8 protein-coding genes are annotated in these 8,880 nt (G+C 70.6%); 7 read left to right on the top strand and 1 reads right to left on the bottom strand.

Translation table 11 applies throughout. From position 1 onward, the window contains the following. The first annotated feature begins 119 nt into the window (after positions 1–119). Together E1200_RS27730 and E1200_RS27725 are read left to right on the top strand one after the other, a co-directional pair. Positions 120–1,583: an NAD(P)/FAD-dependent oxidoreductase gene (locus tag E1200_RS27730; RefSeq protein WP_131955026.1), complete on the top strand. Its 1,464-nt coding sequence runs from the start codon at positions 120–122 to the stop codon at positions 1,581–1,583. A gap of 90 nt (positions 1,584–1,673) precedes the next feature. Next, positions 1,674–2,054, top strand: a complete 381-nt coding sequence (locus tag E1200_RS27725) for a nitroreductase family deazaflavin-dependent oxidoreductase (protein WP_131955025.1) — start codon at positions 1,674–1,676, stop codon at positions 2,052–2,054. A gap of 139 nt (positions 2,055–2,193) precedes the next feature. On the opposite strand, the gene E1200_RS27720 is transcribed toward E1200_RS27725, so the two are convergent. Further along, positions 2,194–3,399, bottom strand: a complete 1,206-nt coding sequence (locus E1200_RS27720) for a PucR family transcriptional regulator (protein WP_131955024.1) — start codon at positions 3,397–3,399, stop codon at positions 2,194–2,196. Positions 3,400–3,892: 493 nt separating this feature from the next. Between E1200_RS27720 and E1200_RS27715 the strand changes: the two genes are divergently transcribed. From E1200_RS27715 to E1200_RS27695, 5 genes are read left to right on the top strand one after another with little or no spacing between them, the layout of a single operon-like run. After that, positions 3,893–4,894 (top strand): ATP-binding cassette domain-containing protein, encoded by a 1,002-nt coding sequence (locus tag E1200_RS27715; protein WP_131955023.1) that lies wholly within the window; start codon positions 3,893–3,895, stop codon positions 4,892–4,894. Next, complete coding sequence (locus tag E1200_RS27710) at positions 4,881–5,669, top strand: ABC transporter permease (RefSeq protein WP_131955022.1); 789 nt, start codon at positions 4,881–4,883, stop codon at positions 5,667–5,669. Before E1200_RS27715 ends, E1200_RS27710 begins: the two co-directional genes overlap by 14 nt. Position 5,670: 1 nt before the next feature. Next, positions 5,671–6,510: an ABC transporter permease gene (locus tag E1200_RS27705; protein ID WP_131955021.1), complete on the top strand. Its 840-nt coding sequence runs from the start codon at positions 5,671–5,673 to the stop codon at positions 6,508–6,510. Between the two features lie 23 nt (positions 6,511–6,533). After that, complete coding sequence (locus tag E1200_RS27700) at positions 6,534–7,814, top strand: MCE family protein (protein ID WP_131955020.1); 1,281 nt, start codon at positions 6,534–6,536, stop codon at positions 7,812–7,814. Next, complete coding sequence (locus E1200_RS27695; RefSeq protein WP_207933568.1) at positions 7,811–8,869, top strand: MCE family protein; 1,059 nt, start codon at positions 7,811–7,813, stop codon at positions 8,867–8,869. Before E1200_RS27700 ends, E1200_RS27695 begins: the two co-directional genes overlap by 4 nt. The last annotated feature ends 11 nt before the right edge of the window (positions 8,870–8,880 follow it).

Genomic DNA, 8,880 nt, shown 5'->3' with positions numbered 1-8,880 from the left:
GCCGGGGTGTGGCGGGGCGGGGTGTGGCGCCACTCACAGCGGAACCTTCCTGTTGGACCTACCGTCAGTAACCTACTCCAGGTAACTTACTGGAAGTAGGTTACGCGAGAGGATGGGTTATGAGCGAGCGTGCCCCGGCGATCGTCATCATCGGCGCCGGCTTCGCCGGTCTCGGCATGGCGATCCGGCTCAAGCAGAACGGCTTCCACGACTTCGTCGTGCTGGAGAAGAGCGAGGCGCTCGGCGGGACGTGGCACGACAACACCTACCCGGGCTGCGCCTGCGACGTCCCCTCGCACATGTACTCCTTCTCGTTCGAGCTGAACCCGGGCTGGACGCGGATGTTCGCGCCGCAGCCCGAGATCCGCTCCTACATGGAGCGCACCGCCGACAAGTACCGCGTGCGCGAGCACATCCGCTTCGGCACGTCCGTCGACGCCATGGAGTACGACGACGAGGCCCGGCACTGGAACGTCACGCTGGGGGACGGGTCGACGCTGACGCCGAAGGCCATCGTGTCCGGCATCGGCGCGCTGCACGTCCCCTCCTACCCGGACCTGCCCGGCATCGAGCGGTTCCGGGGCACCGCGTTCCACTCCGCCGAGTGGGACCACTCCTACGATCTGCGCGGCAAGCGGGTCGCCGTCGTCGGGACGGGCGCGTCCGCGATCCAGTTCGTCCCGCAGATCGCCAAGCAGGCCGCCGACCTCGTGGTGTTCCAGCGGACGGCGCCGTGGATCCAGCCCAAGCCGGACGTGTCCATCCCCGCGCCGGTGCGCTCGGTCTTCACGAAGGTCCCGGGGGCCGCCCGCGCGTTCCGCAACGGGATCTACTGGACGCTGGAGGCCCGCGCCGTCAACTTCACGATCGACCCGCGGCTGTCCGGCCCGCAGGAGTGGCTGGCCCGCCGGCACATCGCCCGGCAGATTTCCGACCCGGAGCTGCGCGCCAAGGTGACGCCCGACTACACGATCGGGTGCAAGCGGATCCTGCTGTCCAACGACTACTATCCCGCGCTCGCCCGGCCCAACGTGGAGCTGGAGACGTCCGAGATCACGGAGGTCACCGAGAACTCCGTCGTCACCGCGGACGGGCGCGAGTACGAGGTCGACTGCATCATCTACGGCACCGGCTTCAAGGTGACCGACGCCCTCGCCGACCTGCGCGTCACCGGGCGCGACGGCGTCAAGCTCCAGGAGATCTGGGCGGACGGCATCGAGGCGCACCGCGGCACCACGATCCCGGGCCTGCCGAACTTCTTCATGCTGCTCGGCCCGAACACCGGGCTCGGCCACACCTCGGTCGTCTTCATGATCGAGGTGCAGATCCAGCACGTGCTGAGCTGCCTGCGGCTGCTGCAGGAGCGCGGCGGCGACACGATCGAGCCGAAGCCGGACGCCGTCCGCCGCTTCAACGACCGGATGCAGAAGCGCCTGCGCCGCGCGGTCTGGAACGAGGGCGGCTGCGCCAGCTGGTACCTGGACGACCAGGGAGTGAACCGCACGATCTGGCCGGGCCACACCTTCGAGTTCTGGGCGGGCTCCCGCAAGGCGAAGCCGGAGGAGTACACCATCACCCGTTGACTTGCGGCGTGTCGTTGTTATGGAGCGCCGGATAACAACAACACGCCGCAAGTCAACGCGTCGGGGGCGGTGGCGTGTTAGGGAGGACGCATGGCGAAAGCGCTGATGCCCAGGGGGCTCCGCAAGGTCAACAAGGTCTTCACCAACCGGGTTCAGGGGGTGTACGCGCCCTACGTGCCGCCGCTCGCGGTGGTCGTCCACAAGGGGCGGCGGTCGGGGCGCGAGTACCGGACGCCCGTCACCGCGTTCCGCAGTGGGCGGACGCTCATCTTCGGGCTGCCGTACGGGGCGGACACCGACTGGGTCCGCAACCTGCTCGCCGAGGGCGCCGGCGGGGTGGAGCGGCTCGGGCGGGCCAAGCGGATCAGCCGTCCGCGCGTGCTCACCGCCGCCGAGGCCGGGGAGCTCCCCTCGGCGGCCCGGTTCGCCGCCCGCTACATGGACGTCCTCGTCGCGGAGATCGAGGACTGAGCGGGCATCGGGGGCTGAGCGGGCGTCGAGGGCTGAGCGGGCGTCGAGGGCTGAGCGGGCGCCGAGGATTGAGCGGGCGCCGAGGATTGAGCGGGCGCCGAGGGCTGAGCGGGCGCCGGGGGCTGAGCGGGCTGCGGGGTCAGCGCTGGGGGGCGCCGCCGCGGCCGTGGCCGCGGCGGTTGCGCAGCCGGACGGCGCGGAGGGTGGCGTCCAGGGAGAACCGGGTGTCGGCGTTCTCGAGGCTGTCGCCCATGTAGCTTTCGAGCTGCCGGAGCCGGTACCGCACGGTCTGCGGGTGGATCTTGAGCCGCTCGCCGATGTCGACGGCCGTCGCGCGGGTCGTGACGGCCTCGGCGAGGGTCTCGACCAGCCGCCTGCGCTGGCCGTCCGACATCTCGCGCAGCGGCTCCAGGTGCCGGCGGCTCAGCTCCTCCACGAGCGGCGGGTCCGACAGCAGCCACATGGTCATCAGGTGGTCCTGGCAGGGGATGAGCGACCCGTCCCGGATGACGCCCTCCTCGGCCAGGGCGAGGACGCGCCGCGCCCACCGCAGCGAGTGGGTGGCCCGCTCCAGCGGGACCGTGAGGCCGACGACGCAGGTCGCGTCGGACAGGGCCGCGTGCAGCATGGCGTGCCGCGCCTCGGTCAGCGGCCCTGGGACGAGCATGGCCGGTTCGGGGGAGTCCAGGTCCACCAGGACGTCGGCGTCCAGCGCGGCGCGGGTGCAGGGCGCCTCGGGGTGGACGGCGATGAGCGTGGCCTCCTCCGGCAGCGGCCACCAGCAGGTCGCGCGGGCGAGGTCCTCGATCGCCTCGGGGACGACGGCGGGCTGCTGCAGGATCAGGTGCAGCAGCCGCCGCCGGTCCTCGCGGCGGCGCACGTCGGCGTGCCCGGTGGCCTGCTGGTGGCCGAGCCGGATCTGGGCGACGGACTCCTCCAGGTAGACGAGCATCGCGTCGACCGTGCTGGAGACGATCGACGTGGGGATCTGCTCCCGCTCGGCGATGACGACGGTGCGCCGCCAGGCGATGTGGAAGGCGATCCGGGTCGCGGCCTGGATGTGGTCGAGGTTGCGCCCCTCGATGGCCTCGAACTGCCCGACCGCGCGGCAGGTCTCGTCGCGCTGGGTGACGGGTGCGCCGGGCTCGGTGACGCTGTCCAGGAATCCGGCGAGCAGTAACTCGGTGCTGATCCGCAGAATCTGGTCATAGGCGGAATCGGCCGAGCGATTGTACTCCGGGATCGACTTCCGGATCTCGTCGACGACCTCCTGGGTGACGTCGGGTAGTTCCGAACGCAGCAGGCGGATGAAATCGGCGAGGATGGTCCTGCTCGTTTCAGACAATTCCAATGCCTGCGACATGGGAATGGGAAACCTCCGCATCGGGCCGGCTGGGCAACCCGGCGCCGTGCTGCCCGTTCCGGGGGGAACGGCGGCGCCGGCGGGGTGTGCCGAGCGGTGGCGGACACCCTTGGGGCGGGATCGAGGAACACTAGCGAACATAAAGACGTCAGTGTCCGCTGACAAGGCTTCCGGTCCGGATCGGGGGTCCGAGGGCCCTCTATTGCGCGAGATGTGACAAAACCGCGGTCCGGATGCTGTCCCGTTGACAACCCCCTCCGCGCGGCGCCCGCCCGCGGCCCGCCGCGGGGCGTCATGTTACCGCCAAGTAGTCAACGGGGACGAATCCTGGGAGATCGAATGCTAAGCGGGTGACAATTTCCAAGACCATTAGCGCGAATGCCAGCGGAATCCTGCCGGTCGCTATTGAATTCCACGCCTACTGACCCGTAACGTCCTCGCTTGACCCGGCCGGACAGGGTGGTGGTGATGGTCGTTGGGAATTAAAGTCGTGGTCGAAGGCCTGACGAAAGCCTTCGGACCGCAGACCATTTGGCGCGACGTCACGCTCACGCTGCCCGAAGGCGAGGTGAGCGTGCTGCTCGGTCCGTCGGGGACCGGCAAGACGGTGTTCCTCAAGTCGCTCATCGGGCTCCTCAAGCCCGAGCAGGGACGGGTGCTCATCGACGGCGTCGACATGGTCAACGACAAGGACCGCAAGGTCTACGAGGCCCGCCGCCGGTTCGGCCTGATGTTCCAGGACGGCGCGCTGTTCGGCTCGCTGTCCCTCTTCGACAACATCGCGTTCCCGCTGCGGGAGCACACCCGCAAGAAGGAGTCCGAGATCCGGCGCATCGTCCTGGAGCGCATGGAGATGGTCGGCCTGGCCGGCGAGGAGCGCAAGCTGCCCGGCCAGATCTCCGGCGGCATGCGCAAGCGCGCCGGGCTCGCCCGCGCGCTGGTCCTGGACCCCGAGATCATCCTGTGCGACGAGCCCGACTCGGGCCTGGACCCCGTCCGCACGGCCTACCTGTCCCAGCTCCTCATCGACGTCAACGCGCGGATCGACGCGACGATGCTGATCGTCACGCACAACATCGAGATCGCGGCGACCGTCCCCGACAACATCGGGATGCTCTACCGCCGCGACCTCATCGCGTTCGGCCCCCGCGAGGCGCTGCTCACCAGCCAGGAGCCGGCCGTCGCGCAGTTCCTGCACGGCGACCCGCGCGGCCCCATCGGCATGTCGGAGGAGAAGGACGCCGCCGCCCTCGCCGCCGAGGCGGCCGCCGCGGCATCCGCCGCGCCGCGCCGCCGCCGCACGATCGAGATCCCCCCGCAGCTGCGCCCGTCGCCCGGGATGCCGCCGCGGCGCGGCGAGCAGCGCCACGCGCAGCGCCTCGACGCGATGCTTCCGACCCTTCCCCATCCCGCGCAGCAGGCCATCCTGGCCGGGCGCCGCAACCGGCAGGAGGCGGGCGGCCATGGCGGCGCCTGAGAGCACGACCCCGGCCACCGGCGCGCTGCGCCAGGTCGGCGGGCTGTTCGCGCTCGCCGGGACGGTCATCGCGATGACGTTCCGGCGGCCCTTCCAGGTGCGCGAGCTGATCCAGCAGTTCTGGTTCATCGCGTCCGTGGCGATCCTGCCGACGGCGCTCGTGTCGATCCCGTTCGGCGCGGTCATCTCGCTGCAGGTGGGGTCGCTGGCCAAGCAGCTCGGCGCGCAGTCCCTCACCGGCGGCGCGAGCGTGCTCGCCATCGTCCAGCAGGCGAGCCCGCTGATCGTGGCGCTGCTGATCTCCGGCGCGGCGGGCTCGGCGATCTGCGCCGACCTCGGCTCGCGGACGATCCGGGAGGAGATGGACGCGATGGAAGTGATGGGCGTCTCGCCCATCCAGCGCCTCGTCGTCCCCCGGGTGCTCGCCTGCATGGCGGTCGCGGTCCTGCTGAACGGGCTGGTCTCCGTCGTCGGCGTCGCCGGCGGCTACTTCTTCAACGTGCTGATGCAGGACGGGACACCCGGCGCCTACCTCGCCTCGTTCTCCGCGCTCGCCCAGCTCCCCGACCTGTACATCAGCGAGCTGAAGGCGCTGCTGTTCGGGTTCATCGCCGGCGTCGTGGCCGCCTACCGCGGGCTGAACCCGCGCCCCGGGCCGAAGGGCGTCGGGGACGCGGTCAACCAGTCGGTCGTCATCACGTTCCTGCTGCTGTTCTTCGTCAACCTCGTGCTGACGGCGATCTACCTGCAGGTCGTCCCGCCGAAGGGGGCCTGACATGGCGATCATCCCGGGTGCGCGCCGGCTCCGGCCCGGCAAGCTCGTGTCGTGGCTGGACCGGCCCGGCGACCAGCTCACCTTCTACGTCAAGGCGCTGCTGTGGACGCCGCGCGCCCTGCGCCGCTACACGCGCGAGTCGCTGCGGCTGCTCGGCGAGGTCGCGTTCGGCAGCGGCGCGCTGGCGGTGATCGGCGGCACCGTCGGCGTGATGATCGGCATGACGGTGTTCACCGGCGTCGTCGTCGGCCTCCAGGGGTACGCGGCGCTCGACCAGATCGGCTCGTCGGCGTTCACCGGGTTCGTCTCGGCGTACTTCAACACCCGCGAGATCGCGCCGCTGGTGTCGGGGCTGGCGCTGTCGGCCACGGTCGGCGCGGGGTTCACCGCGCAGCTCGGCGCGATGCGGATCAACGAGGAGATCGACGCGCTGGAGGGGATGGGCGTCCCGTCCCTGCCGTACCTGGTGACGACCCGCATCATCGCGGGCACCGTCGCGATCGTCCCGCTGTACGGGATCGGGCTGCTGAGCTCCTACCTGGCGTCCAGACAGGTGACGCTCTGGTTCAACGGGCAGTCCGCCGGGACCTATGACCACTACTTCAACATCTTCCTCGCCCCCGAGGACGTGGTGCTTTCGTTCGTCAAGGTGCTGATCTTCAGCGTCATGGTGGTGCTGGCGCACTGCTACTACGGCTACCGCGCGGTCGGCGGCCCCGCCGGCGTGGGCGTCGCCGTCGGCCGCGCGGTCCGCACCGCGATCGTGCTGATCAGTGTGACGGACTTCTTCATCAGCCTCGCCATCTGGGGCGCGACGACGACGGTGAAGGTGACGGGCTGACATGCCGAAGGCGACGGGCTGACATGGCGAGACAGGGCACGATGCACGTGGTCGGGCAGCGGCTGGCCGGGGTGGCGTTCCTGCTGATCCCGGCGCTGCTGATCTGGCTGTCGATCGCCATCTACAACAAGCGGTTCACCGAGACGACGACGGTGACGCTGCGCACCGGGACGGCCGGGCACGAGATGCACCCGCTCGCGGACGTGAAGGTCCGCGGCGTCGTCGTCGGCGAGGTCCGCTCGATCCGCGCGGACGGGAACGGCGCCGAGCTGGAGCTCGCGCTGAAACCGGAGCTGGCCGACCGCGTCCCGTCGGACGTCACCGCGATGCTGCTGCCCACGACGGTGTTCGGCGCGCGGTACGTCTCGCTCACCCCGCAGCCGGGTACGGCGGCGCCGCCGATCGCGGACGGCGACGTGATCTCCGAGGACCGCAGCGCGAACGCGGTGGAGCTGTCCCAGCTGCTCAACCGCACCATGGACCTGCTCAACACCGTCCAGCCGGCGAAGCTGTCGGCGACGCTCAACGCGATGTCGCGGGCGCTGGAGGGACGCGGCGACCAGATCGGCGACAACTTCGAGCGACTCGACGAGTTCCTGCGCAAGTTCAACCCGGAGGTCCCGGCGCTCGCCCGCAACTTCGCCGAGCTGGCGGAGTTCTCGCAGCACGCCTCCGACGCCGCGCCGGACCTGCTGCAGGCCCTCACGGACCTCACCGTCACGAGCCGCACGATCGTGGAGCAGCGCACCGCGATCTCCGAGCTGTACGAGGCGGTGTCGGGCTCGTCCGCCGACCTGGAGGACTTCCTGCGCGCGAACTCCGGCAACATCATCGAGCTGGCGACGGTGAGCCGGCCGAGCCTGGACCTCCTGCGCCGCTACGCCCCCGCCGCGCCCTGCACGTTCCGCACGCTCGCCGACTTCGTCCCGAAGATGAACCGGGTCCTCGGCAAGGGCACCGACCGGCCGGGCATGCGCGGGACGGTCGTGCCGGTTCCGAGCAGAGACCGCTACAAGCCGGGCGTGGACGCGCCGCGGTACGGCGCGGGCGGCGGCCCGCGCTGCCCGAGCGTCCCGTACCTGCCGACCGGCGGCGGTGAGACGAAGGTGCTCCCGGCCGGCGGCGTCCCCGGGCAGGGCGGCGGCTCCGGCGGCGGTCTCGGGCCCGCGAACTCCGCGTCCGAGAACGACCTGGTGAACGAGCTGACCGGCCCGTCGGTCGACGAGGTGCCCGAGGAACTCCCGGACTGGTCGAGCGTGCTGGTCGGGCCGATCTACCGGGGCACGGAGGTGACGGTCAATTGAGGCTCACCGGGCAGGGCCTGAAGGGGATGGCGTTCCCCCTCACCAGCTCACTGATCTTCATCGGGGTGACGGTGCTGGCGACCGCGCTGCTGGCGTCCAGCATCACCGGCGCCACCAGCGGCGACCGCGTCACCTACCACGCCAAGTTCACCGACGTGGCCGGGCTGCATCCCGGGCACGGGGTCCGCATCGCGGGCGTCGAGGTCGGCCAGGTCGAGAAGATCGAGGTCACCGACCGGCGGCTGGCGCTGGTCACGTTCGAGGTGGACCGCGAACGCGACATCCCGGCGTCGGCGACGGCGGCGGTGAAGTACCTCAACCTGGTCGGCGGCCGCTACATCGCCCTCGACCAGGGCACCGGGCCGCCGAACCAGACGCTGCGGCCCGGCGGGACGATCCCGGTGCAGAACACGTCCGGGACGCTCAACCTCACCCAGCTCTTCCAGGGCTTCCAGCCGCTGATGCAGGCGCTTTCGCCCGGGGACGCCAACAAGCTCTCCGAGTCGATCGTGAAGGTGCTGCAGGGCGAGGCCGGGACGATCGAGAGCCTGCTGCGCACGGTCGGCGAGCTGACCAGCACCCTCGCCGCCAAGGACGAGGTGATCGGCCAGGTCATCACGAACCTCAACAGCGTCGTGCAGACGATCAACTCGCGCGACCGGCAGCTCGTCGACCTGGTCCGGACGCTCCGCGAGTTCACCTCCGGGCTCGCCGCCGACCGCAAGCCGATCGGTGAGGCGATCGGGTCGATCGCCGACCTGACCACCGCGACCGCCGGGCTGCTGCAGGTCACGCGGGATCCGCTGAAGGACGACATCGTCCAGCTCGGCCGCCTCAGCGACAACCTGAACCGGGACGCGCCGCTGGTGGAGCGGTTCCTGGAGCGGACGCCCACGAAGCTGCAGACGTTCGGCCGGCTGGCCTCCTACGGGTCGTGGATGAACTTCTACCAGTGCGAGGTCAAGCTGATCGGCGTCCACTACGCCGGTTCGGACCTGTCCGGCCAGCCGCCGCCGACCGGTATCCCGATCAAGGACGCGAGGTGCCGCGGATGACCCCCCCGACC

The organism is Actinomadura sp. GC306, from assembly GCF_004348665.1.
GTDB lineage: Bacteria > Actinomycetota > Actinomycetes > Streptosporangiales > Streptosporangiaceae > Spirillospora.
The sequence above is the reverse complement of the archived record's forward strand: the minus strand, read 5'-3'. Positions and strand labels throughout refer to the sequence as shown.